Source organism: Hymenobacter siberiensis (genome assembly GCF_018967865.2).
GTDB lineage: Bacteria > Bacteroidota > Bacteroidia > Cytophagales > Hymenobacteraceae > Hymenobacter > Hymenobacter siberiensis.
Window position 1 is genome coordinate 4,507,911 of record NZ_JAHLZY020000001.1, and the last position, 24,652, is coordinate 4,532,562.

Consider the following 24,652-nt stretch of genomic DNA (forward strand, 5'->3'; position numbering starts at 1 on the left):
TTGGCCTTCATGCCGACATTTCCCTTTCGTCGCCTCAAGCAGTTCGGACTGCTGGCCCTGCCCACGCTGCTGCTTTTTTCGTCGTGCGTTTCTACTCGCTACTACAACCAGCGCACCATGTTCCGGCTTACCGACAGCCAAGGCCGTCAGCTGGACAGCACCAAGCTGCGCCTGGCCGTGAACCGTACGGCGCGCAATTACCTCATCCAGCCCAACGATTTTCTGGAAGTGCGGGTGAATACCAACAAGGGCGAGCGCATTCTGGACCCCAACGGCGAATTACAGTTTGGCCAGCCCAGCGGAGCGCTACCCAGCCGTAGCACCGGTGCCGCCGCCAGCCCCAGCAGTGGTGGTGGCAACGCCCGCGCTGCCGGAGGCCAGCGCGCCACGGGCCAGACGGCCGGCAGCGCTACGGCCGGCTCCGAGTTTCTGGTACAAGCAGATGGCACGGTGGTACTGCCGCTGGTGAACCGGGTGAAGGTGAGTGGCTTGTCGTTGCTACAGGCTGACAGTATACTGCAAATCCGTTATAACGAGTTCTATAAAGAGAGCTTTGTAACCACGCGGGTGACCAACAACCGTGTTTTCATGCTGGGCGCTACCGGTGGGCAGGTTATCACGCTGGCCAACGATAACATGAACCTGATTGAGGTGCTGGCCCTGGCCGGCGGAATAGACGGCGGCGGTGGTGGAGGCGGCGGCGGCGGATTCTACCGCTACGGCGGCAAGGCCAGCAATATTCGTATCATCCGGGGCGACTTGAAAAACCCACGTATTCAGCAGGTGGACCTGACCACGCTTGAGGGAATGCGCCGGGCCAACCTGCAAATGGAGCCGAATGATATTGTTTACGTAGAGCCCGTACACCGCCCGGTGCTAGAAACCCTGGCCGACGCGGCACCCATTATCAGCTTCACCTCCCTTATTCTGACGACTACGTTGTTCATATACAGCATTGTAAAAAGATAATTCCATAAAACAGGAAAGCACTGAACAGCTCGCTTCTCTTATCATAATCCAGCGCTCGCTGGCAATAATATTATAATGGCCGTAAACGAAAACTCGGAGTTGGAAGAGCTTATCCGAAATGCCAACGGCGGAGCCGTGGAGCCTTCGGTTGTGTCCAACGCCGGAGGAAATGAGGCTGACGATGAATCATCCAGCCTGGATTTGGCCACGTTGGTACTGGTAGCCCGGCGCAGCCTGCTGTGGATGCTCTTGCTGATTATTCTGGGCGTTACGGCCTCGTGGCTGTACCTGCGCTATACTAAGCCGGTGTATAAGTCGACGTCGTTGCTCAAAATCGACGAGCGCAACGAAGGTAGCGCTTTGGGTCTAGCTGGACAGATGGGCCCGACCGTGGTTGACAAAGGCCGCGGCAAGCTGGCTGGCGAGGTGGAGCTGATTAAGTCCAACATCATCTACCGGCGGCTGAAGGACTCGCTGGACTTGGATGTGAACTACTACGTGCAGGGCACGGTGCTGGAGTCGGAAATGTACGGAACCTCTCCTTTCCGCGTAGTCTATAAAATCACTGATAACGCGCTGTATAACCGCAAGTTCGATTTGAAATTTGTGAATCAGCAGCGTTTTAAGCTCGACTTTACCAATCAAAACCGACCACAGGGCGGCGAATACGCGCTAGGGCAGACCATTGCATTGCCCGGCATTACGCTGCAGGTGCTGCCAACAGATAAGCTGAACATAGACGCACTGGAAAGCAATTACCATTTCACGGTGCAGGATGACAACACCCTGAACGCCTATCTGGATAAGAACCTGACTGTTGAGATTGTTAACCCGGACGCCAATACGATTGGCATCTCGTTCAACGATTTCAATGCAGTGAAGGCACAGGACATCGTCAATAAGATTGATTCGGTATACCTCGTCGAAAAAATTGCCAGCAAGCAGGAAGCCACCCAAAAGCAGCTCCGGTTTCTGGATAAGATTTCGGAGGAGAACCGCAAAAGCCTGCAGGATGCCGAAGACAACCTCCAAAATTTCGTGCAGCGCTCCGGCACCTACGATGTGAAGGCCGAGGTAGGGACACTTAGCTCGAAGCTGGAGAAACTGGAAGAGGACCGAATTAAGCTTGCGCAAACGTTGACTTTGCTGAGCCAAGTTGCGCAGATGGCGCAGCAGGGCAACCTCACGCGCGACGAAAACCAGACCGTGCAGCAGAGCATTCCCGCGCTGGCCGAGATTGAAGACCCGCAGCTGGGCGACCAGTTGGCCGAGCTAAACAGCCTGCAGTGGAACCTGCGGCGACTCTCACGCTCCTATACTGATAAAACGGAGGTAGTGCAGGCCGAACAGGCTAAAATCACCTTTACTCGTAACAACATCCAGCGCCTGCTGCTGCAAAACCAGAAGCTGCTGCGCCGCGGCATGGACGAGCTCAACGCCCAGCGCGCCAAGCTGACCGGCGAGCTGCAGAGTCTGCCCGAAAAGGGCACCGAGCTGGCCCGCCTGCAACGCCCGCTGGACTTGTACGAAAAGTCCTTCCTGATGCTGCTGGATAAGAAGATGGAATTCAATATCGAGAAAGCCGGCACCACGGCCGACTTCCAGATTCTGTCACCGGCCTCGCCGCCCTCGCCGCCCATTTTCCCCAATCGGCTCATCGTGTATGCCGTGGGGCTGGCGGGCGGGCTGCTGCTGGGCCTGGGCCTGATTGCGGTGCGCTACTTCATGCACAACACGGTGACCAACGTGCGGGAGCTGGAGCGCAACACCCGAGCCTCGGTGCTGGGCATCATCCCGACCTACGATAAGGAGAAAATGGAAGTGTCGCGCCTGGTGGTGGACAAGAACCCAAAATCGGCCATTTCTGAGTCGATACGCTCCATTCGAACTAACCTGGATTTCATCAGCTCATCCAAAAAGAAACGCCTGATTTCGGTGACGTCTACCATCTCCGGCGAGGGCAAAACCTTTGTCACCGTGAACCTGGGCGGCATCATTGCCCTCTCGGGACAGAAGGTCATCATCCTGGACCTGGACATGCGCAAGCCCAAAGTCAACCTGGCATTTGGGGCCGAAAACACGCGCGGAGTAAGTACCATCCTCATTGACCGGCATAACGTACAGGAATGCATTCAGCCAACAAGTATTGACTCCCTGCAGTTTATCTCGGCCGGCCCGACGCCGCCCAATCCGTCAGAGCTGATTCTGAGCGACCGATTCGATACCATGATTCAGGAGTTGTTCCAATTGTACGATGTCGTTCTAATCGATACGCCTCCCGTGGGTTTGGTCACGGACGGCATTCTCATCATGCGCAAGGCTGATATTCCGCTTTATATTGTGCGGGCCGGCTATTCGCGCAAGGCCTTCATTAAGAACATGAACCGGCTTATTCGCAGCAATAACTTTACGCGCATGTGTACTATCCTCAACGATGCGCAGTCGGGTGGCGGCTATGGTTATGGCTATGGCTATGGCTACGACTACGGCTACGGCTATGGTGCGTATGGCCAGGGCTACTACGAGGAGCCCGCGTCTAAAAAACTGACCTTCGGCGAAAAGCTGAAGAAGTTTTTCACCTAATACACACATCATAAATGGCTTCGCTCTGGCAACGTCTTTTTGGCGGGGCGACTTCCGCTTCGGTGGCTCCGGCCACGCTGGCAGCCCTGGCGACCGATATGCATTCGCACCTGCTGCCGGGCCTCGACGACGGGGCTGAAACGGTGGAGCATTCGCTGGACCTACTCCGGGCCTTGCGCGACCTCGGCTACCGCAAACTGGTGATGACGCCCCACATCATGGGCGACTTCTACAAGAATACGCCGGAAGGCATTCGGGCCGCGCTTAAGTTGCTGCGCGAGGCCGCTGCCGCTGCCGGCTTGCACGATGTAGCCCTCGAATGCGCCGCTGAGTACTACCTCGACGAGTTTCTGGGCCAAAAGTTGGCCGATGGGACTGAGATGCTCACCTTCGGCGGCGACAAGCGCTACCTGCTGTTCGAAACCTCGTACATGAACGAGCCGCTTAACCTTTTCGAAATTATTTTCGAGATGAAGGCTCAGGGTTACCAGCCGGTATTGGCTCATCCGGAGCGCTATACGTACCTCTACGGTCGCTTTGCCGAAATCGAGAAGATGCGCCGCGACTACGGTGTGCTGCTCCAAGTGAACCTGAACTCGCTGTCTGGCTACTACTCACCAGCCGCTAAAAAAGTAGCCGAGCAGTTGATTGAGGGCGAACTGGTTGATTTCGTTGGCACCGATACCCACCACCTGCGCCACACCGATACCCTGGCCCAGCGCACGCTCGTGCAGCCATACATGGAAAAGCTGCTTCGGCTTCCTTTGCTGAACAATACGCTTTAGCCAGTGGCCCGTTAGCAGTCGTTGGCAATTGAGTACTTCTGCTGACACTGCCTATTTGCCATCAGGCATTAATCCTTGATTTCATGATATTTGTAACCGGCGGCACCGGCCTTATTGGTTCTTTTCTGTTGCGGGCGCTACGGGAGCGGGGGCTGGCCGTGCGCGCGTTGCACCGGGGCGCGGTACCTACCGGCGGTGCTCCCGGGGTGGAGTGGGTAGCCGGCGACCTGCTTGATACCGAACAGCTGCGAGTGGCCATCACTCCCGATGTCACGCATGTTTTCCACTGCGCGGGACTGGTATCGTACGCACCGCAGGACGAAGACCTCCTGCTGAGCGTGAACGTGCAGGGCACCGCCGCCCTGGTCGATGCCTGTCTGGAACGACCGGGCATCCGGCTGGTGCACGTATCTTCGGTGGCGGCGCTGGGCGGGCCGGCGGCGGCGGCGGTTGCGGCCCCAGGCGAGGCATTATCTGTAACCGAAAAGGCTTCCTGGGACCTGGGGGCGGCGCATCCGGCCTACGCCACCTCCAAATACCTGGGCGAGCTGGAAGTATGGCGCGGCGTGGCCGAGGGGCTATCAGCCGTCATCGTGAACCCGTCGGTGGTGCTGGGACCGGGCGACTGGCACCGCAGCAGCACCCGTCTGCTACGCTACGCGCACCAGCAGCACCGCTTCTACACCCGCGGCCTCATCAATTTCGTGGACGTGCGCGACGTGGTGGCCCAGCTACTGGCCCTGGCCTTCGACCAGCCTGCGGCCAATGGCCAGCGCTACATTCTGAGCGCCGAGGCCGTGCCGTTAGCCGATTTTTTTCGGCAGGCGGCGGCGGCCATGCAGCGCCGACCGCCCACCGTGGCCGTGCCCGACTGGGCCGCTGAGATTATCTGGCGGCTGGAGCACGCCCGCGCCGTGCTCACCGGAGCGCGACCGCTCATTACTAAAGATACAGCCCGGGCCGGCCGGCAACCGGTGGTATACAGCCACGCCAAAGTGCAAAGCGCTACCGGCCTAGCATTCCGGCCGTTAGCTGATACCCTGGCGTGGTGCGCGGCCGAGCTGGGAGCGAAACCCGGCAGCCTCGAACCGGTTATCGTATCTTAGCAACAATCAGATTGCACGGTTTTGGCCAATATTTGTTATTATTGATAGAGTACTGATAAAGTGGAGTGGAATGATTCCGGCGAGTAGCGCCACAAACGGTTCCGGCCGTTGGACTCAATAATCCACAAAACCAGATTAATCCACTTAACTGCGGTTTTATGCGCATGAACGAACATTTTGAAAACCACCGGACCGTGCTGGATACCGTGCGTCGCTTCGAGCGCATGGTTGCCCAGCAGGAGTCTGTTTTCTTCGACCTGGAAGACTTCGAGAACATCATCGACCATTACGTGACGAGTGCCGAGTTTGACAAAGCTCTGCAAGCCTGTGAAGCAGCCCTCGGCCAATACCCCTTTTCTACCGAGCTGCTGATTGACCGGGCGCAAGTGACGGCTATGCGCGGCGACTATACCGAAGCCGAGCGTCAGATTGATGCCGTAGCGGCCTTGGACCCTACTAATGCCGATGTGGCCGTAACCCGCGGCATCATCAGCACGCAGCGGGGCGAATTTGCCCAAGCTGTGGAGTTTTTCCGGACCGGCCTGGAGCAGGAGCCCGAGCGCGAAGACATTCACTTCAACCTCGGCCTGGCATTTCAGAGCTGGCAGAAATTCAAAAGCGCCGCCAAGCACTACAAGCAGAGCCTGCGCCTCAACCCTGATAACGAAACCGGCGTGCAGGAGCTCCTGCACTGTCTCGACATTACGGCGCGGCTGGAAGAGCATGAGGATTTCTTCAGGCGCTTTACGGACGATGACCCCTACTCGGCCACGGCCTGGTACAACCTGGGCCAGTACTGGTACCGCCGCGAGGACTTTACGAAGGCCGCCGAGGCCTTCGACTTCGCCGTGACCATCAGTGCCGACTTCTACGATGCCCACCACTGGCTGGCCGACACCTTTGTGTGCCAGCAGGAGTACCTGAAGGCCATTCCGGAGTTCGAGATGGCTTACCCACCCGGCGAGCCCACCGATGAGGCCCTGTGCAACATCGGCGAGTGCTACGAAAAGCTACGCGAGTGGGAGCCCGCCCGCAAATACTACCGCCAGGCGCTGGAACTGAACCCAGAGATGGACGAGGCCTGGTTTGGCCAGGGCGTGCTGCTGCAGGAGCAGGAGCGCTGGTTCGAGGCCATTCATTATTTCCGCAAGGCGACGGAGCTGTATGCCGAAAGCGGCGAGTACTGGTCGGCACTGGGTACGGCCGAAAACCAGGTGGGCAACGTGGTAAGTGCCCTCGAAGCCTATGAGAAAGCCACTGAAGTAGCCCCCGACGACGTGCAGGGCTGGGTGAACTGGAGCGCCATTCTCTACGAGCAGGGCCATTTCGGCGAGGCCGTGGACCTCGTGCGCCATGCCGTGGAGCTGCACCCGCACGAAGCCCATTTTCACTATATGCTATGCGCTTACCTGTTGGCCGATGGACGCATGCGCGAGGCTTACGAGACCCTAGAAACTGCCCTCACGCTCAATTATGAGCAGCATATCACCCTGTTCGACTACTTCCCCCAGCTGCGGGAGCAGCCGGGCCTGAAACGGCTTATTGACCAGTTTCGGAAATAACGTTTCGGCTTACCGCTACTTTTGTAACCGCCCGTCAGCCGACGGGCGGTTTTTCTTTGCCCGCGCCACCCTTTTTTTAGAGCGGGCAAGGCTTCCCCAAACACCCATATTTCACTTACCATTAATGAATTACGACCTCTCCCAACTGCCGGAGCGCACCCCCAAGCCCCGCGAGCAGGGCTACACCATGGTGATGGACAAAGGCCTGAGCCTGCGCGAAGTTGAAGATTTTCTGGAAGTAGGCGAAGCCTATACCGACGTGGTGAAACTGGGCTGGGCTACTTCCTACGTAGTGCCCAACCTGAAGCGCAAGCTCGAAATCTACCGCGAAGCCAACATTCCGGTGTACTTCGGCGGCACGCTGTTTGAAGCCTTCATCATTCGCAACCAGTTCGACGATTACCGGCGCCTGCTGGACACTTATGGTATGGAGTATGCCGAGGTATCAGATGGCAGCATCGACCTCGACCACGAGCGCAAATGCGAGTATATCCGTGAGCTGAGCAAGTACGTGCGCGTGCTGAGCGAAGTGGGCTCGAAGGACGCCGAAAAAATCATCCCGCCCTATAAGTGGATTTCGCAGATGCAGACCGAGCTGGAAGCCGGGGCCATTAAAGTAATCGGCGAGGCCCGCGAGGGCGGCAACGTGGGTCTGTTCCGCAGCACCGGCGAGGTACGCTCGGGCCTGGTCGAGGAGATTCTGACCAAGATTCCCTCGAAGAAAATCCTGTGGGAAGCCCCGCAGAAAGCACAGCAGGTATGGTTCATCAAGCTACTGGGTGCCAACGTGAACCTGGGCAACATTGCCCCCAATGAGGTAGTAAGCCTCGAAACCATCCGCCTGGGCCTGCGCGGCGACACGTTCTCGCACTTCCTCGATATGGATGCGGTGGACCCCATGTTCCACCCGGCCGCCAAAACCGGCAAGCCCGGCACTTCCATGCCCCGCGGCTAGGAAAGCACGGCTGGTTTACTGCTTCAACCAATAAAACAAAGGCCCGTCATGCTGAGCATGACGGGCCTTTGTTTTATGCGTGCCTGACTACCAGCATCCAATAAAAGAGCCGGCCTCCTTGCGGAGACCGGCTCTTTTATTGGCCGGAGCCGTGGCGCAGCTTATTGCTTCACCACTTTCAGGTTTTTCACTTCGCCGGAAGGCAAGGTGATTTTCACCAAGTACATACCAGCTTTCAGGTCGCCCATACCGGCTACCGAAGCATCGGTGAGACCGCCGGTCAGCACCACGTTCTGCTGCTGCAGGGTGCGGCCCGTCATGTCGGTCACCAACAGCTTGGCCGTGCCCGTAGCCGCCGATTGCAGGGCTACATGAAACTCGTTTCCATTATTGATGGGGTTGGGGTAAGCTACGAAGTTGGAGGCTGAAGCAATACCATCGAAGATAACTCCTACAGGAGCGAAGAAAGCCTCTTTGCCGTCCAGGTCAAGCTGGTGCAGGCGGTAGTAGCGCTTGCCCGTTTTGTTAGCCGCTTTATCTACGTAGCTGTAATTAGTCACCTGCATGGTGTTCGGCGAAGCACTCGGAACCGAAGCCAGTGTGCGGTACTCGGTGCCATTGGTCGAAACCTGCACTTCGTAGCCTTTGCTGTTTTCTTCCGTAGCCGTCTGCCAAGTTACCAAGGCATCGTTGCCAATTCGTTTGGCGTCAAATGCCGTCAAACGAACGGGCAGCGGGTTGCTTTTGCTACCAAGGGTAATGGTATTAATGGCACCAACTCCAGACTTGGTTATAGTATGTAAGCCTGGATTAGGCGTACCTCCTATAAACGTATAGGGAGGTCCGTTATTGGTAGCTTTGAATATCGCAAGGTCTGTTTCGTCAAGGTTTCCGTTCAACTCATCAGTAGAATTGAGGTAATGAAAGACGATAGTGGAAACGTTCGGAGAATTATTCACATCGCCCGACACTCCGTATTGACGCTTAATTGGGTTTGGGGTGCGGCCAGGGAAGGTAGGAGAATTGAGAGGTTGACCAACAGTACGAGTAATAGTCATCAGCGAACTAATCGGGTTATTGCTTGTAATATCGAGACCAATGTTACCATATGTCTCTTGCTGCCCGGCAGTGGGCTGGCTACGCTGGGCTATGGTAATACCTTGAACATAAGCAGTATTAGTTTCGCTCGAAGCCGGGCCACTTTCGCTGACGATTGCACCATTTAGCTGCAACGAAGATGTTTGAGTAGTATTAAGCAAAAAAGTACTTTGCCCATTTGCGTCGGTACTTTCGAATGCAGTCTGCATAATCGCACCGACTCCCGGCGCAAATACTAAGGTATTGTCTGAATTCACCGTATTAATGATATACTTGATGCCAGTTCCAGCAATTTTAAGGTCAGTAATATTAAGTACTCCCCGAATAGCCTGATTGCCGCCAGCCAAGATAATAGTAGAATTATCAACTGGATTAGCCACCCCCGGGCTACCATTTGATGCCGCCAAAATACCAGCACCATAGACATTCAGGTCACCATAAACGTTAAGCGTAGCTCCACCGCTAGGGCCGCCGGTAGTATTTCCAATGCGCAACAAAGCGCGAGTAGCATTGGTCACTCCAAGCATGTTAAGTGTCCTTACTTCGTAAAGGTTAGGTGTTGTAAGGTCCAAAACAGGAGTAACGGTATTATTACTCCCTGTAGTCTTTGCAGGTAATGTAGCATCTGCAAGGGGTGTAGGAACACCATTGCTCCAGTTAGATGCTAATGTCCAGTCGGTGCTGGAAGTGCTAATCCAAGTTGTCGTGCCGCCGGGAGGGGTAACTGCGGGGGCAAGCACTTGGAAATATGCACGGTATCCAATCCCAGTACCACTGCTCGGGTCGCTGTATGTGACTACTTGTGTTCCCGCACGCGTAATGGTAGAAGTCTCAAATTGGAACAACAAGTCCACTGTGTAGTTGCCCCCACCCAACACCTGCGGTTGACGTAACAGGTCAATGTTCGTGCCAGCAGGTGCGACAAAAGTAACTGGGTCCGTATTGTTAGCAGAAGACGTTTGTACAAGACTTAACACCTGATACACGGGAAGAATCGTAGCATCCGTTACATATACCCGATACCTAAGACGAGCTGCTGTAATCGGCTTAGCAGAACTTGTAAAAGCATTAATATTAGCAGCGGTAAGCGTGAGCACACCAGTAGCGCCATTAAAACTAGCGCTGTTGCCTAGGTCTCTCTTGATTCCCCCTGGAATAACCGTAGGGTCAAAATAGTCGTTTGTACCTCCGTTGTTCAGCGTACCATCGTAACTATTAGCAGTAACAGGTGTACCTGTGGGTGCCGAATTAATTGTGACGTCATCGTAATTGAATCCCTGTGCCATGGCCTTCTGCGAGGAACCCATCCCGAAGAAAATGGCGAATAGCGGGATAAGAGAACTGAGAAAGCCTCGCTGTCGCAACAGCTTCTGGGTAAAAGTTAATGTTTGCATGGAATTGGGGATTGGATGAATTAGAGGGCAAAACGCAGTAACTCGCGTATCATGACAAGGCGCATGTACGTAAAGGTGAAAAAAAAGGTCTGAGAATTCAGGGATAATTTTAAAAAATGCTCACTGCGTCCTAATAAGGCACTTTTTATATATAAAGAACGAATTCGATAAAATAATATAATTGCATTATTAAAGGTTTTAGTTAGCTCACCTAGTGCACGACGCTGTACGGCACGGTCGCCAAAGCCTTTTTCTCGGCAGGTAGTTCCACACCGAGCAAATCATGTACACTTACCCGGATTTTATTGGAGAGTTGGGTGATGGGCAAATCGTTGCTGTCGTAGCCGAACGGGTTTTCAATTTCGTTGCCAATCATCTCCAGGCCCAGCATGGCGTAGGCCCCAATCATGGTGACGGGCACCATCCACCAGCCGCAGGAATCGACCAGTACCAAGGGCATTACCATGATGAACACGGTGATGTAGCACTTGATGAAAAAACTGTAGGAGTACGGAATCGGCGTGGCCTTGATACGTTCGCAGGTGCCGCTCACCGACATCATGGCCAGGTAGTGATGCTTGATGTTGATGAGGTGGATGGGGTCGAAAATCTGAACCTGCCGCAGCTGCTCCACGCTTTCCATGAGCACGGCGATGATGGTGGAGGCCACGCTTTCGGCTTTTTGCAGGCGCTCAATAATGTCGGGCGTGGCCTCCATCTTATCGAAGCGCATGCGGTTGCGCAGGCTGCCTTCGAGGGCAATGGGGAAGTTGGAGATGAGGGCGGCGAAGTAGCGGCGGCTGGATTTGGCCTCGCGCGGCAACAGGGCATTCATTTCCATGGCCAGGCCCCGGCACTGCGATACCAGAACGCCCCAGACTTTGCGGCCTTCGTAGTACCGGTCGTAGGCCGTGTTGGTGCGGAACACCAGCAGCAAGCTGAGCAGAATGCCCAGGATGGACAGGTATTCGCGCCCGATGCGGACGTTGAGGGTGTGAAAATCGAGACTGACAACGGCAATGCCCGAACCGTAGAGGCCCACCAGCGCCACGCGCTTCAACAACAGGCGGATAACGGCCGAAGTATGAAAGTGCCACAAGGCCCGCCACCAGTCACCGCCTTGATAAACAATCATTGAGTAAGAATTATTTTGTCCTGCAACGGCAAATCATTTGCCGGGGTTGGGCTTGCACAGCCGCACCGTAGAATAGTGAAAATGAGCTTTCGCCAAATCCGTAGCGGCACTACGGCAGGCTTTATCATAGGTCATGCCATATTCTGGCCGCCTGATACTAACCTGAACAGTATATCGGGACTTCTAACAGGTTAACAACATGCCCACTACCCAGAACAGCGGGTTTTGTTTGCCTTGGAAAAAATATCGAATAAATACTGCGTTTAGAACCCGGCTGGTCTACCGGGCCGCAAAGATAAGAACCACAGACTCGAGACGCTAACTACGGAAAACAATATACCGAATGCCCGGGCCGCTGATGCCCAGTGGCCGTAGCAGTTTCGGCGGCGACCGGTTTTCTTTGTGGCTCACTTCACGTCCGGCATGGAAATCATCAAACACTTTTTCGACCTTCTGCTTCATCTTGACAAGACCCTGGTAGATGTGGTACACAACTATGGCACCTGGACTTACATGGTGCTGTTCCTGATTATTTTTACCGAAACGGGCATTATCGTATTCCCCTTCCTGCCCGGCGATTCGCTGCTGTTTGCGGCCGGAGCCCTGGCCGCCCGCCCCGAAACCGGCCTGAACGTGTGGATAATCATTCCGCTGCTGATTGCGGCCGCGTTCATTGGCGACAATGTGAACTACACCGTGGGCGACTACCTGGGGCCCCGGGTGTTCCGCGAAGACTTCCGGTTTTTGAACCGCAAGTACCTCGACCAGACGCAGGCCTTCTACGCCAAGCATGGCGGCAAAACCATTATCATGGCGCGCTTCGTGCCCATTGTTCGCACGTTTGCGCCCTTCGTGGCGGGCATCGGCACCATGACGTACCGCTACTTCGCGTCGTACAGCATTATGGGGGCGGTGCTGTGGGTGGTGGTGCTCACGCTGGCCGGCTACCTGTTCGGCAACATTGAGGTGGTGCAAAAGAACTTCGAGCTGGTTATTCTGGGCATCATTGCGCTGTCGGTGCTGCCGCCGCTGTGGTCGTTTGTGAAAGGGAAGATGGCCGGCCCGGCCGATGCTCCGGCCCGGTAGCGGGCGAATGGCCGCGCGCCGCGCAGCTACACCGGGCTGCCAGTAGCAAGCCGTTTCGGATTTTTGTATCCGGGACGGCTTTTTGCGCTACTTTAGACTGCTTTTCAATTGCTATTTCGATTCTATGCGTCAGTTCGGGCTCATTGGCCGCACCCTCAACTACTCGTTCTCACAGACGTACTTCAACCAGAAGTTTTACTCGCAGAGCCTGGCCGACCATGCGTACGAGCTGTTTGAGCTGGCCACCGTGGACGAGCTGCCCGCCCTGCTGGCTGCCCACCCCGACCTGGCGGGCCTGAATGTGACCATTCCCTACAAGGAGAGCGTGGTGCCCTACCTCGATGAGCTGGCTACCTCGGCCCGCCGTGTGGGCGCGGTAAACGTGATAGAGTGGCTGCCCGACGGCCGCCTGCGCGGCCACAACACCGACCTGGTGGGCTTTCGGGAATCGTTGCGCCGGTTTTTCCCGGCTACGCCCGAGGCCCGGGCGCTGGTGCTGGGCGCGGGCGGCGCCGCCAAAGCCGTGAGCGTGGCCCTGAACGACCTGGGCATTGCCTACTGGCCTGTCACGCGCAACCCGCTGGGGCACGGCCTCACCTACGACGACCTGACGCCACAGGTGCTGGCCGCGCATCAGCTCATCATTAACACCACGCCGCTGGGCACTTTTCCGCTGGTGGAGGAATGCCCGCGCCTGCCCTACGAGGCCCTGACCGAACAGCACTACCTGTATGACCTGGTGTATAATCCGGCTGAAACGGTATTTATGGCCAAAGGCCGGGCGGCCGGCGCACAGGTAAAAAACGGTTTCGAGATGCTGTGCCTGCAAGCCGAAGCCGCCTGGGATATCTGGAATAATCCGGGAATAGAGAATGAGGAACGATGAAAAATCAACTTCCTTGATAATCTCTCTTGCAACCTTTTGGAATGGGCGTGCATCTCCCATGAGCCAGCCCGCCACAGGCCGGCTACTTTCTGACTGACACGCCTTTCTATGCAAGCGAAAATGGACTCCTCTACCCTTCTTCCCCTGGCCGGCACGGGTTACCGGGCGCGGGCATGAGCAGCGCCCTTACCTGGTTCGCGTTTGGGGCCGATGACGTGCTGCCCGACCAGTCCGCGGCGGCTCCGCGCCTCACGGCCAGCCGCAGCACAGCCGTGACCAGCCCGCCCACCGAAGCCGAGCTGATTGACGGCTGCCTACGCGGCCGCCAGCTGGCCCAGAAACTACTCTACGACAAATATGCCGGCAAGATGATGGCCGTGTGCCTGCGCTACGCCCAAACCACCTTCGAGGCCGAGGACGTGTTGCAGGAAGGATTTCTGACGGTGTTTCGCACGCTGGCCAGCTTCCGGCGCGAGTGCCCGCTGGAATTCTGGATTCGCCGTATCATGATAAACGCGGCCCTGCGCCAGCACCGCCGCAACGCCTCGCTGGTGGCAGTGAGCGACGGCGACTATCCCGAAACGCTGTCCAGCGAAGAGTTTACCCTCAGTAATTTCAACTTCCAGGAATTGCTGGAAATGGTGCAGGAGCTAGCTCCGCGCTACCGCATGGTTTTCAACCTTTATGCTATCGAAGGCTATACCCATAAAGAAATCGGCGAATTATTGAGCATTACCGAGGGCACCAGCAAATCCCAATATTCCCGGGCCCGCGTCATCCTACAAACTAAACTGGAGCGCCTCAGTGCCCCAACCCGCCATGTCCGCTAATCCTATCGAAAATAACCCTACGCCTAAAACCACCGGCAGCCTGGAGGAATTATTCCGCCACCACCTGGGCGAGGAGGCCGCCGCGCCCCCGCGCCCCATGCTCTGGGACCAGATTGATAATTCGCTGTTGATTCGACAGAACGAAACCTACCGCCGTCGCCTTGCGGCTACGCGCTGGGTGGCGGCGGCCAGCCTGCTGCTGGCCACGCTGGCCGGCACCGGCTGGTGGGCCGGCCGCACCAGCGTGCTGGGTACCTCCGAAGAAATGGCGACGAACAGCCGGACGGCAACCGCCCCCCCCGTGGGCCGCGCCACCACGGTAGCCACGTTGGGCCTGAAAGATGTCGCAGGCCCGACCGGCGCTTCCAATAGTAACACGCCAGTGGCCAGCCAGCCCAGCAGTGCTACACTGGCAGCTAGCCCGGGCTACGCCAATGGGACGGGCGTAGCCGCTACCAACAGCAAGTACACCGGCTTCGGGCCGGCTTCAACGGTTCGCTACTCGGCGGGCCAGACTGGTCTGGCGGCGGGTGACGGCACGGCGGCGGCAACTATTGCAGCCGTATCGGCGAGCGAAACGGCGGCTTCGGCCACCAACCCGGCTACTGACCAGCCGAGCGCCGGGGAGCAGTCGGCGAACCAGCTGGCCGACCGGATGCTGGCAGCGGCTGACGTAGCGGGCACTGCTGCGGCCGGCACGTCGGCCGTCCTGGGCGGCGGCGCGGCCGGCGCAATGGGCAGCGGCGTGGCGGCCACCATATCGGTGGCGGCTACCGCTGCATCGGCCGCAACGGTAGCGCCCGAGGAAATGAGCCTGCTGGCGGTCCGTCAGACATCGTTGGGCCTGGCCAATGCGACTACCCTGCCGAACGGGCTGGCCACTGTGGCGATGGACGACCTACCGGCGGCAGCCGCGCAACGCTGGACCTATGGGGCGAGCTACACCGCCGGCGTGTTCAATCCTAATGTTAATTTCTCGCGGGCCGGCATCGAGCCGGCGTTCGACTATGACCGGGGCCCTGCTTTTGGTACCGACTCCCCTACCCTGACCGAAATAGCCGCCACCGAATACCGCAACAACCTGCGGCCGGGCCTGAGCCAGCGCATTGCGCTGCTGGCCACGCGCCACCTGCGCGGCCACTGGTCGCTGAGCACCGGGGCCGAATTCACCCAAGCCACGGCGCAGTCGGCATCGTCGGCATCTTTCGTGGGCGAGCAGTTGTTTGACCTGGGCCAGGCCGGTACCAGCCGCCCGCTGCACACCACCGATTTCCGCTACAGCATGGGCAGCATTCCGCTGGAAGTGCGCTACAGCAATCCCATGAAACACGGCTGGAGCCTCTACGGCCGCCTGGGCGGCGTGGTAACGGCTCTGCTGGGCGTGCGCAGTGACGTGGAAGGCGACCCGGAAGCTACCCGCACGTATTCCATTGCCTCCACGGGCGGGCCTTATCGCCGCGTGACGGGCAGCCTGCGCGGCGCGGCGGGCACCCAGTTCCGTACCAGCACGGGCAAGTGGGCCTTCACGATGGGCCCGGTGGCTGAAATTGGCCTGCTGGCCATGAATGCCCATCCGGTGCAGAATTATTTCGCTCAGAGCCACCCATATAGCTTCGGGCTGGAGGCGGGCGTGGAGTTTGGGCGGTAGGGCAGTTTGCTTGCTTTATGATATAAGCACAACTTAAGAACGTCATGCCGAGCGCAGCCGAGGCACCTCGCTTGTGGTAGTAATCCTTTTCAACGATTGGTTTACTGCTGCACGCGAGATGCCTCGGCTGCGCTCGGCATGACGTTCTTTTTTCTCCGGTTCTTCCCTACCCTTTTCCCATTCCCGCGAAACCCATTCCCCGGCATTCGGGTTAAGGTAGGCTGACCATTTCGGCCTACCTTTCGCGTTGCATGGAGTACCAACTGACCTCTGAATTTAAGCCTACCGGCGACCAGCCCACCGCCATTGCCAAGCTCGTGGAGGGCGTGAACAACGGCGAGCACGCCCAAGTGCTGCTAGGTGCCACCGGCACCGGCAAAACCTTCACCATGGCCAACGTCATTGCCCAGACGGGCAAGCCGGCGCTGGTGCTGTGCCACAACAAAACCCTGGCGGCACAGCTCTACGGCGAGTTCAAGGCGTTTTTTCCGAACAATGCCGTCGAGTACTACATCAGCTACTACGACTACTACCAGCCGGAAGCCTATATCGCCAGCACCGATGTGTTCATCGAGAAAGACCTGGCCATCAACCAGGAAATCGAGAAGCTGCGGCTGCACACCACCTCCACCCTGCTCAGCGGGCGGCGCGATGTGATTGTGATTGCCTCGGTGTCGTGCATCTACGGCATCGGCAACCCCGAGGAATTCGCCAAAAACGTTATTTTCCTCAAGCCGGGCATGCACTACACGCGCAATAACCTGCTCTATCAGTTCGTGCAGATTCTGTACTCGCGCACCGAGGTGGAATTCACGCGGGGCTCGTTTCGGGTGAAGGGCGACACCGTGGATGTGTTTCCGGCTTATGCCGACTACGCCATCCGCATCTACTTTTTCGGCGATGAGATTGAGTCAGTGCACAAGATTGACCCCGTGAGCGGCAAGAAGCTGAGCGACGAGGCCAGCGGCGTGGCCCTGTACCCGGCCAACCTGTTTGTGACCGGCAAGGACACGCTGAACGCGGCCATCAAGCAGATTCAGGATGACATGGTGCAGCAGCACGCCTACTTCGAAAAGGAAGGGCGCGACTCGGAAGCCAAGCGCATTATGGAGCGCACGGAATTTGATTTGGAGATGATTCGGGAGCTGGGCTACTGCTCGGGCATCGAGAACTACTCGCGCTACTTTGATGGGCGCACGCCGGGCTCGCGGCCGTTCTGCCTGCTCGACTATTTCCCCAAAGACTACCTGCTGGTCGTGGACGAAAGCCACGCCACCATGCCCCAGATTCGGGCCATGTGGGGCGGCGACCGCAGCCGCAAAACGGCCCTTATTGAGTACGGCTTCCGCCTGCCCTCGGCGCTGGACAACCGCCCGCTGACGTTCAACGAGTTCGAGAGCATGTACCAGCAAGCCGTGTTTGTATCGGCCACGCCCTCCGACTACGAGTTGACCCAAGCCGATGGCGTGGTAGTGGAGCAGATTATCCGCCCCACCGGCCTGCTCGACCCCGAAATCGACATCCGGCCCAGCGTGAACCAGATTGACGACCTGCTGGACGAAGTAGACAACCGCGTGAAAATGGGCGACCGCGTGCTCGTAACCACCCTCACCAAGCGCATGGCCGAGGAACTGAGCAAGTACATGGACCGCCTCGGCATCAAGGTCGAATACGTGCACTCCGACGTGAAAACGCTGGACCGCGTGGAGATTCTGCGCAAGCTGCGGCTGGGCGAAATCGACGTGCTGATTGGCGTAAACCTGCTGCGCGAAGGCCTCGACTTGCCGGAAGTGAGTCTCGTGGCCATTCTGGATGCCGATAAGGAAGGCTTCCTGCGCGACCAGCGCAGCCTGATTCAGACCATGGGCCGGGCCGCCCGAAACGACCGGGGCAAGGTGATTATGTACGCCGACCGCATGACCGGCTCCATGCAGCGGGCCATTGACGAGACGAATCGCCGCCGCGCCACCCAAGCGGCTTACAACGAGGAGCACGGCATCACGCCGCGCACCGTACGAAAGAGCCACGCCGAAATCATGGGCCAGACCTCGCTTTCGGACTACCGCGTGCTCGACACCATCACCTACGCCAATGCGGACGGCGGGGCCGCCCTGGCCATGGCCGCCGAGCCCGTGATAGCCATGATGACGCGCCCCGAGCTGGAGAAACTCATCAAGAACACCGAAAAACAGATGGAAGCCGCCGCCAAAGACCTGGACTTCCTCACGGCCGCCAAGCTGCGCGACGAGCTGGCCGCGCTGAAAACCATGCTGAAGGGCAAGCGGGAATAACGGGCGGGCCGCAATTCGCCAATGGTGGTTAATATGTTGCGACGTATTTTTAATCCATAAATCCTCATTCACTCATCACCACCCGGCCGGGCATTCGCTTTGGCAAGCCCTGCGTGATGGGTACGCGCATTGCTGTGCAGGACATTCTGGGTTGGTTGGCTTCGGGCATGAGCAACGCCGAGATTGTAGAAGATTTTCCAGAGCTAACAGAGGAACACATTCGGGCTGCGTTGGCTTTCGCGGCCAATCTGGAACAGCGCACCCGGCAGCTGGCCGCTTAAATGAAGTGGCTGCTGGATGCAAACCTATCGTACTGGCTGGTGAAGCAATTGGCTGATTTGCCAATTACGGTGATTCACGTAAGTCGCACTGGCTTGCCCGTACCAGCTGACGACCTCGGAATATGGGACTGGGCCCGCATAAACGGGCATATCGTCATTACCAACGACGAAGACTTTTACCGCTTTGCCGGAGTACTGGGCTTCCCGCCTAAGGTTGTGATGCTGCGCACCGGCAACCAATCAACCCATTTCATGGCGGCGCTCCTGGCACATCACTTAGACAATATTAGCCAACCCTACTCTTCCCTGGAAAACGATGTGCTGGAATTGTTTTAGCCAATTTCGGCCGCTACGGCTGGCGGTAGAGCACGCCGCCTTTCATCACCAGCCGGATTTGGCGCAACGCAGCCACGTCCTGCGTGGGGTCGCCGGCCACGGCCACCAGGTCGGCCAGCAGGCCGGGGCGGATGGTGCCCCGGTCGGCGAGGTGGAAAATTTGGGCGTTGCCGCTGGTGGCCTGGCGCAGCACCTGCAGCGGCGTGAGGCCGTAGTCGCGCACTAGCAACTCGGCTTCGCGGGCGTTGTCGCCGTGCGGGAACACGCCCACGTCGCCGCCCTGGGCCAACGTCACGCCGGCTTTGATGGCGGCGGCCATGCTCTGGTGCTTTTGTTGGATGCGGAGTGGGGTCGGGTCGGTGCCTTTGTGCCAGCCTCGGTATTGGGCTACGGCATCGGAGGCGGCCACGGTGGGGCACAGGGCCACACCCTTCTTTTTCATCAGGGCGAAAATTTCGGGGGTACCGCCGTCGCCGTGCTCAATGGTTTCGACGCCAGCCAGGATAGCGCGGCGCATGCCCTCGGGGGTGCTGGCGTGGGCCACCACGCCCCGGCCGGTAGAGCGCGCCGTTTGCACAATCAGCGTCAGCTCTTCCTGCGAAAACGTGGGCTGGGCCGAGCCGTCGGGGCCCCAGCGGTAGTCGGCGTATACCTTGATGATATCGGCCCCCTTGCCAATCTGCTCGCGCACGGCCCGGATAATGCCATCCACGCCATCGGCCTCCTGGGCACCCTGGGGCACGTTTTCATCCACCGACAGCTTGGGGCCATAGCTACCCGTGGCCACCAGCGCCCGCGTGACCACCAGCAGGCGCGGCCCCGGAATAATACCCTGGTTGATGGCTTGCTTGATACCGACATCGGCAAAACCCGCGCCTTCGGTGCCGAGGTCGCGGATGGTGGTGAAGCCGGCCAGCAGTGTGCGCTGGGCGTGCACCGTGGCCCGCGCCACGCGCAACGCCTGCGATTCGAGCAGCACCTGGTCATCCCATTGGGTTTCGTTGTAGGGGTGCAGCAGCAGGTGCGAATGGCCTTCAATCAGGCCGGGCAGTAGCGTGAGACCCGGTAGCTCCAGGGTGCGGGCACTGGGCGGCGGCACTACCTGGGCGGCAGGGCCGACCGCCGTAATTTTATCGTTTTCGACCAGCACAACCCAGCCAGGGTGCATTTCCTGGCCGTCGAACACGGCAGCGGGGCGCAGCAGCGTGGCGACGGCGGCGCTCACAGGTGGCCCGGCCTGGGCCTGGGTTGGGGCGGGCGGGCTACCCAGGGCCAGCAGCCCACCCAACACCAGGCAGCGCAGACGGCAAGAGCGGCGAATGGAGCCCGATTGGGCAGCAATAAGTTGGGAATATCTCATAAACAGCAGCGGCTGCCCCAACGGTAAGCGGGCGGCCAAGCGAAGCTACTCTACCCGCGCGGTTTACACCGCTGGCCACGCCGCATTTGCGTGAGGCCCTACTCAGCGGCCATCTAAAAAGGCGATATAAGACAAGGGCAATGTTGAGCGTCCGGACCGGGGCAGCCCGCTTAAAACCCTATTCCACTGGCCTGTCATCGACTAACAGAATACGTGCGGTGCTGCGGCCCCACGCCGGTAATTTTCACCGCTTGCCAGCCGGTGGGCAGCGTGGCTTTGCGCTGCACAATGCCGCCCGGCGTAATATCCAGCTCACCGAAGCCCATATAAGGCCATTGCACCAAATGCACAGTTAGTGTTGCTATAGTTGAGCCAATATTCACAACGTATTGACCAATAACATGCTTTGAACAAGGCAAGTTGTGAGGAGGGTGTTGTAACTATTTGAACAGCCAGTAAATCATTTCACCGAATCCTAGCGCTGGAAAGGGCCTTCCGATTCAGCAATCGACACATGTTTTTTTAAGCTCAACCAGAAAACGCTAACTGTGCATTTGGTGCAATGACCCTAATCCAGATAGGATTGATACAGGCGAACAATGTCTTGGGTGCTAAGGCTAGCGTAATAAGAGGCATACTTCAAGGCCTGCCAAGTGACGTCCCGGCCAGAATCATCAAGCTTGTTCTCGATTACGACGAGGTTAAATTCTTTGTCGAGGGCTAGCAGGTCGAGACGTTCATAGGTGCCATCAAAGCCGTCGAACTCCTTTTGGATAATGAGCAAAGGCTCTCCCAACGATATCGGGTTAGCGACCAGCCACTCCTGTAGGTCGGCTCGTTCGGAGATGCCTTGGCTGCTGAAGGTTACAGGCTCGATAACAGCCATTTTCTTCTGCGTTCGGTCAACTAGATACATGGTAGAAATGCGTACCGGTGAAAGTAGATAGTATGAAGGGATACTAGGATGAGCTAAAGGTAGGAGCAAATTCAAGTAGGCCAAGCGCCCCGGTCTCACTCTCACAAACCTATACAAGGTGGTGGAGCAGCCACGCGCCGGCCACCCCTCCACCCCCCCCCAATAGCAAGCCATCAACTAACCGGGCCTGCCCCCGCGCTGCCCTTTTACGCCGACTGATTGCTCAACGCTCCGCCGGGAAATAGTAAGCCGTGCACAAAAAGCCCCGCGCCCTCGATTGAGGAACGCGGGGCTTATTATATAATTAAGCGCCTTTAGTTGAGTCTAAGGGTTGTGTACGGAATGTAGATATCAGTAAAGCTGTTCTCCTCTTTATTCTGCGTACGCCATGATGTTACATTCTTTTTTTTATCTCGATAAACACCTTCTGAGTCCGCCGAAAACCCCGTCATCATCGGAAGTATAATATGATTCAGATTTTCTTGCGGCAAATCGCCATAATAACGACTAACTACTATCCTTTCAAGACCATTTTTATCATTAAAGTATAAGTTAATCGTTGTATAATGTATCTTCAGATTTTCATACGCAATGATATGCGTTGAATTCTTGAACTTGTCTACAACCTTCTTGAAGTTTTTGGTTAATAGTAGTGCTGATGCGGGAAAAATGCTTATATGCTGTCGATAGCAATCCAAAGAAAGTGCCTGGAGCGAGGTTAGAGTTCTGTTCGTTTTTTGACCGGCTCGCGACAATCTAAGCAATTTTTCCGCATCATGTTTAGTATTTGATTGGTAATCGTCCCTTCTTTTTTGCCCCAGTAGTTATTAAAGTTTGTATCATGAAAATCATTATAACCCGTATCTGGACGCACAAAACCTAAGTAGTCCGCATCTTGCGAGAAACAAACATTATTAAACAACAGGAACATCAAAACTAGTATCAGCTTTTTCATGACAAATGGAGTAAATTTTATGCAAGTAAGTAATCTCTTATAACATACCATGTAGTCCTTCCCTTCCTCTCTAGGTGGAGAAATGCTTGTATAAAAAGCCCCGCGCCCTCGATAAGAGGAAAGCGGGGCTTTTTGCATAACAACTTACACCAAATACGGAGCCAGCCCCATGCTTGCGCGGGGCTTGTGTAATTCCCCGTGTAATTGAAAACCGAAACAGCCACCTAGCGATGAAGCTAAATGGCTGTTAATCAATGAGCGAGAAACGAGGCTCGAACTCGCGACCCTCAGCTTGGGAAGCTGATGCTCTACCAACTGAGCTACTCTCGCAGTAATATCTTGGTGGCACGAAATTACGCCAAAGAACCGGATTAGCAACGACCAAAAATCAAACGGCCAACCCCCGCTTTGCGGGCCGCGTATGCACTGTTAATTATGGCAACCCCTCCCCTCCCTCCTGCTACCCAACGTCTGGTTGGCCTGTTCCTTATCGTTAGTGGCGGGCTGATGGGCCTGGGTTTATTGCTAAAAGTAGCCGTGGGAGCCTATTCCTGGAATGCGGGCAGCCCCGAAAGCCCCTCGGCATTGCTACTGACAGTGAACCTGGTAGCCCTGCTGGCCAGCGGGTTCCTGATGCGCTGGGGCCTGCGGATGCGGCGCGGCACCAGCACGCACCGGGACCCCAACGCCGACGAAATACTCTAAATCTGCGGCGGCAACGCGACCTTTGCGCCATGTCATCTCCTCTGCGCATCTCGCTGGCCAAGGCCAATACCGCCACCGCCGCCCAACTGGCCGATTTGGGCCGCCAAACTTTTCAGGACACCTTCGCTGCTACCAATACCCCGGCGGATATGGCGGCGTACTTGGGCGAAAACTTCGGGGCCGATATTCAGCTGGCCGAATTGCAGGACCGCGAAAACACCTTTTTGCTGGCCCACATGCAGAACGAGCTGGTGGGCTACGCCAAGCTGCGCGATAATTCGGCCCTGGGCCTGCCCGAAGGCCAGGACGCCGCCGGCCGCCTCGAAATCGAGCGCCTGTACGTGCGCGACGACTGGCAGGGAACCGGCTTGGGCGCGGCCCTGATGCGCGGCATTCTGGCCCTGGCTGAACAACTGCACTGCTCGGCCGTGGTACTGGGCGTGTGGGAGAAAAACGACAAGGCCCGGGCTTTCTACCAGCGGTTTGGCTTCCGTGAAGTGGGCCAGCACGAGTTCCGACTGGGCCAGGACGTGCAGACCGACCTGATTTTGCGCAAGGGCATGGCCGGCCGCTAAAGGCGTCTATTTTTGCGAATGCCTATGCCAGCCCCCACGCACCCGACGAGCCGCCGTTTCCTTCGCCACAGCGGAGCATTGCTGGCCCTGTGCGTGGGTGCGCTTCTGGCGGCCTGCCAGCCCCAAAACGAGCAAGCGGCGGCAGCCGCCACGCCGCCGGTAGGGCACTACGAGGGCAGCCTCGGCGCGGCCGGGCAGGCCGGGGCACGGGCCACGCTCGACATTCGCCACCCCAGCCCCGGCCACTACGAAGCCGAGTTTACGGCTCCGGGCACGCTCAGCTTCGTGGCCGACACCATTGTTTTCAGCAATAACCAGCTGCGCCTCAGCCGGCCCGCCCGGCCCGGCCAAACTCTGGCCCTGACGCTGGACGGCGATTTCTGGCGCGGTACGCTCATGCTGGACTCCACGAAAGCCACTGCCCTACTGGTGAAGCGCGGCGTGCCCACGCCCACCGCCTACCGCACCGAAGAAGTGCCACAGGCCACTGGCTCGGCCTGGCTGTTTGCCCCCGCCGACACCGACACGCCCGGCGCAGCGCTGGTGCTGCTGCCCGATGCGGAAACGGCTCCCACGGCCGCTATCTGGGCTGATGCCCTGGCCCGCGAAGGCATCATCGTGCTGCTGCTCCCGCCCGCCGACTCGGCCACGGCCGCCGAGGAAACGCCACGCCTGCAAGCGGCCCTGCGCCTGCTACACAGCACCGGTGGGGCCGACACCACCAACATCGGAATGTGGGCCGCCGGAAGCCGGGCCGCCACGCTGGCCTCGCTGCTCACCGGCCCGGGCGCGCCCCGGGCCGCCTTCTTCATCGCCCAGAATACCGTGGTGGATGCCAATGCCCGCGCCGCGTTTCGGGAGCTGCGCAGCCGCAAAATGCCGCTGCTGACCCTGTATGGCGGGGCCGGGGCCCTTGCCCGGTCGGCCGCCATGCGCAACGCGCTGGGCGGGCGGCGCGGCACGGCCGTGCGGGTGTACCGCACCGCCGGCCCCGATTTATTGGTACCGGGCAGCTTGGGACCGGTGTTTGGGCCGGGGCTGCCGAGCGAGGTGGTGGAGTGGCTGCGCGGACGGTAGCGCGGTTTACATGTTGGTGTACCGGGCTGGACAGTAGCACGCACGCTGTAGTTCGCGTCCCCGCGCCGTTTAAGTGGCTAAGCGTATGCTCCGGTCGGACCGCCTAGGACGGTCCGACC

22 protein-coding genes and 1 tRNA gene are annotated in these 24,652 nt (G+C 57.9%); 16 read left to right on the top strand and 7 right to left on the bottom strand.

Annotated features, from left to right (window positions below; translation table 11 throughout):
• Positions 1 to 9 precede the first annotated feature (9 nt).
• The 6 genes from KQ659_RS19955 (at position 10) to KQ659_RS19980 (ending at position 7,960) form a co-directional block, all read left to right on the top strand.
• Positions 10 to 969: a polysaccharide biosynthesis/export family protein gene (locus KQ659_RS19955; protein WP_216690532.1), complete on the top strand. Its 960-nt coding sequence runs from the start codon at positions 10 to 12 to the stop codon at positions 967 to 969.
• A 75-nt stretch (positions 970 to 1,044) separates the two neighbouring features.
• Positions 1,045 to 3,552, top strand: a complete 2,508-nt coding sequence (locus KQ659_RS19960) for a polysaccharide biosynthesis tyrosine autokinase (protein WP_216690531.1) — start codon at positions 1,045 to 1,047, stop codon at positions 3,550 to 3,552.
• 14 nt (positions 3,553 to 3,566) lie between these two features.
• Positions 3,567 to 4,337, top strand: coding sequence for a tyrosine-protein phosphatase (locus tag KQ659_RS19965; RefSeq protein WP_226915710.1), 771 nt, complete (start codon positions 3,567 to 3,569; stop codon positions 4,335 to 4,337).
• Positions 4,338 to 4,420: 83 nt separating this feature from the next.
• The gene (locus KQ659_RS19970) at positions 4,421 to 5,443 is read left to right on the top strand and encodes an NAD-dependent epimerase/dehydratase family protein (protein WP_216679475.1); all 1,023 of its coding nucleotides are present in this window, start codon (positions 4,421 to 4,423) and stop codon (positions 5,441 to 5,443) included.
• Between the two features lie 164 nt (positions 5,444 to 5,607).
• Positions 5,608 to 7,005 (top strand): tetratricopeptide repeat protein, encoded by a 1,398-nt coding sequence (locus KQ659_RS19975; protein WP_216690530.1) that lies wholly within the window; start codon positions 5,608 to 5,610, stop codon positions 7,003 to 7,005.
• A gap of 124 nt (positions 7,006 to 7,129) precedes the next feature.
• Positions 7,130 to 7,960 carry a phosphosulfolactate synthase gene (locus tag KQ659_RS19980; protein WP_216690529.1) on the top strand — a complete coding sequence of 277 codons (831 nt, stop codon included), beginning with the start codon at positions 7,130 to 7,132 and terminating at the stop codon, positions 7,958 to 7,960.
• A gap of 161 nt (positions 7,961 to 8,121) precedes the next feature.
• Here KQ659_RS19980 and KQ659_RS19985 read toward each other — a convergent pair whose 3' ends face one another.
• Together KQ659_RS19985 and KQ659_RS19990 are read right to left on the bottom strand one after the other, a co-directional pair.
• Positions 8,122 to 10,452, bottom strand: a complete 2,331-nt coding sequence (locus KQ659_RS19985; RefSeq protein ID WP_216690528.1) for a T9SS type A sorting domain-containing protein — start codon at positions 10,450 to 10,452, stop codon at positions 8,122 to 8,124.
• Positions 10,453 to 10,663: 211 nt separating this feature from the next.
• The gene (locus tag KQ659_RS19990) at positions 10,664 to 11,587 is read right to left on the bottom strand and encodes a bestrophin family protein (RefSeq protein ID WP_216690527.1); all 924 of its coding nucleotides are present in this window, start codon (positions 11,585 to 11,587) and stop codon (positions 10,664 to 10,666) included.
• Positions 11,588 to 12,010: 423 nt separating this feature from the next.
• On the opposite strand from KQ659_RS19990, the gene KQ659_RS19995 reads away from it, so the two are divergent.
• From KQ659_RS19995 to KQ659_RS20025, 7 genes are all read left to right on the top strand, one after another.
• On the top strand, positions 12,011 to 12,673 hold the full coding sequence (locus tag KQ659_RS19995; RefSeq protein ID WP_216679470.1) for a DedA family protein: 663 nt from the start codon (positions 12,011 to 12,013) through the stop codon (positions 12,671 to 12,673).
• A gap of 124 nt (positions 12,674 to 12,797) precedes the next feature.
• A complete protein-coding gene (locus tag KQ659_RS20000; protein ID WP_216690526.1) occupies positions 12,798 to 13,559 on the top strand; it encodes a shikimate dehydrogenase family protein in 762 nt (253 codons plus the stop codon).
• A 173-nt stretch (positions 13,560 to 13,732) separates the two neighbouring features.
• A complete protein-coding gene (locus tag KQ659_RS20005) occupies positions 13,733 to 14,389 on the top strand; it encodes an RNA polymerase sigma factor (protein WP_216685732.1) in 657 nt (218 codons plus the stop codon).
• Entirely contained in the window at positions 14,379 to 16,037 is a 1,659-nt protein-coding gene (locus KQ659_RS20010; RefSeq protein ID WP_216690525.1) for a hypothetical protein, read from the top strand. Before KQ659_RS20005 ends, KQ659_RS20010 begins: the two co-directional genes overlap by 11 nt.
• Positions 16,038 to 16,288: 251 nt before the next feature.
• The gene (gene uvrB, locus KQ659_RS20015; RefSeq protein ID WP_216679466.1) at positions 16,289 to 18,328 is read left to right on the top strand and encodes an excinuclease ABC subunit UvrB; all 2,040 of its coding nucleotides are present in this window, start codon (positions 16,289 to 16,291) and stop codon (positions 18,326 to 18,328) included.
• 74 nt (positions 18,329 to 18,402) lie between these two features.
• Positions 18,403 to 18,609 carry a DUF433 domain-containing protein gene (locus KQ659_RS20020; RefSeq protein ID WP_332875088.1) on the top strand — a complete coding sequence of 69 codons (207 nt, stop codon included), beginning with the start codon at positions 18,403 to 18,405 and terminating at the stop codon, positions 18,607 to 18,609.
• Positions 18,610 to 18,945: a DUF5615 family PIN-like protein gene (locus tag KQ659_RS20025; RefSeq protein WP_216690524.1), complete on the top strand. Its 336-nt coding sequence runs from the start codon at positions 18,610 to 18,612 to the stop codon at positions 18,943 to 18,945.
• A gap of 13 nt (positions 18,946 to 18,958) precedes the next feature.
• Here the strand turns inward: KQ659_RS20025 and KQ659_RS20030 are convergent, their stop codons facing one another.
• From KQ659_RS20030 to KQ659_RS20050, 5 genes are all read right to left on the bottom strand, one after another.
• Positions 18,959 to 20,305 carry a metal-dependent hydrolase family protein gene (locus KQ659_RS20030; protein WP_216690523.1) on the bottom strand — a complete coding sequence of 449 codons (1,347 nt, stop codon included), beginning with the start codon at positions 20,303 to 20,305 and terminating at the stop codon, positions 18,959 to 18,961.
• Positions 20,306 to 20,499: 194 nt separating this feature from the next.
• Positions 20,500 to 20,646, bottom strand: a complete 147-nt coding sequence (locus KQ659_RS20035; RefSeq protein ID WP_216679463.1) for a hypothetical protein — start codon at positions 20,644 to 20,646, stop codon at positions 20,500 to 20,502.
• Positions 20,647 to 20,873: 227 nt separating this feature from the next.
• On the bottom strand, positions 20,874 to 21,221 hold the full coding sequence (locus KQ659_RS20040) for a hypothetical protein (protein ID WP_216690522.1): 348 nt from the start codon (positions 21,219 to 21,221) through the stop codon (positions 20,874 to 20,876).
• A 718-nt stretch (positions 21,222 to 21,939) separates the two neighbouring features.
• Positions 21,940 to 22,176 carry a hypothetical protein gene (locus KQ659_RS20045; protein ID WP_216690521.1) on the bottom strand — a complete coding sequence of 79 codons (237 nt, stop codon included), beginning with the start codon at positions 22,174 to 22,176 and terminating at the stop codon, positions 21,940 to 21,942.
• 257 nt (positions 22,177 to 22,433) lie between these two features.
• Positions 22,434 to 22,506, bottom strand: a tRNA-Gly gene (locus KQ659_RS20050).
• A gap of 105 nt (positions 22,507 to 22,611) precedes the next feature.
• On the opposite strand from KQ659_RS20050, the gene KQ659_RS20055 reads away from it, so the two are divergent.
• From KQ659_RS20055 to KQ659_RS20065, 3 genes are read left to right on the top strand one after another with little or no spacing between them, the layout of a single operon-like run.
• Positions 22,612 to 22,881 (top strand): hypothetical protein, encoded by a 270-nt coding sequence (locus tag KQ659_RS20055; RefSeq protein ID WP_216679459.1) that lies wholly within the window; start codon positions 22,612 to 22,614, stop codon positions 22,879 to 22,881.
• A gap of 29 nt (positions 22,882 to 22,910) precedes the next feature.
• Positions 22,911 to 23,456, top strand: a complete 546-nt coding sequence (locus KQ659_RS20060) for a GNAT family N-acetyltransferase (RefSeq protein ID WP_216679458.1) — start codon at positions 22,911 to 22,913, stop codon at positions 23,454 to 23,456.
• A gap of 24 nt (positions 23,457 to 23,480) precedes the next feature.
• A complete protein-coding gene (locus tag KQ659_RS20065) occupies positions 23,481 to 24,533 on the top strand; it encodes a hypothetical protein (RefSeq protein WP_216685716.1) in 1,053 nt (350 codons plus the stop codon).
• Positions 24,534 to 24,652: the final 119 nt, after the last annotated feature.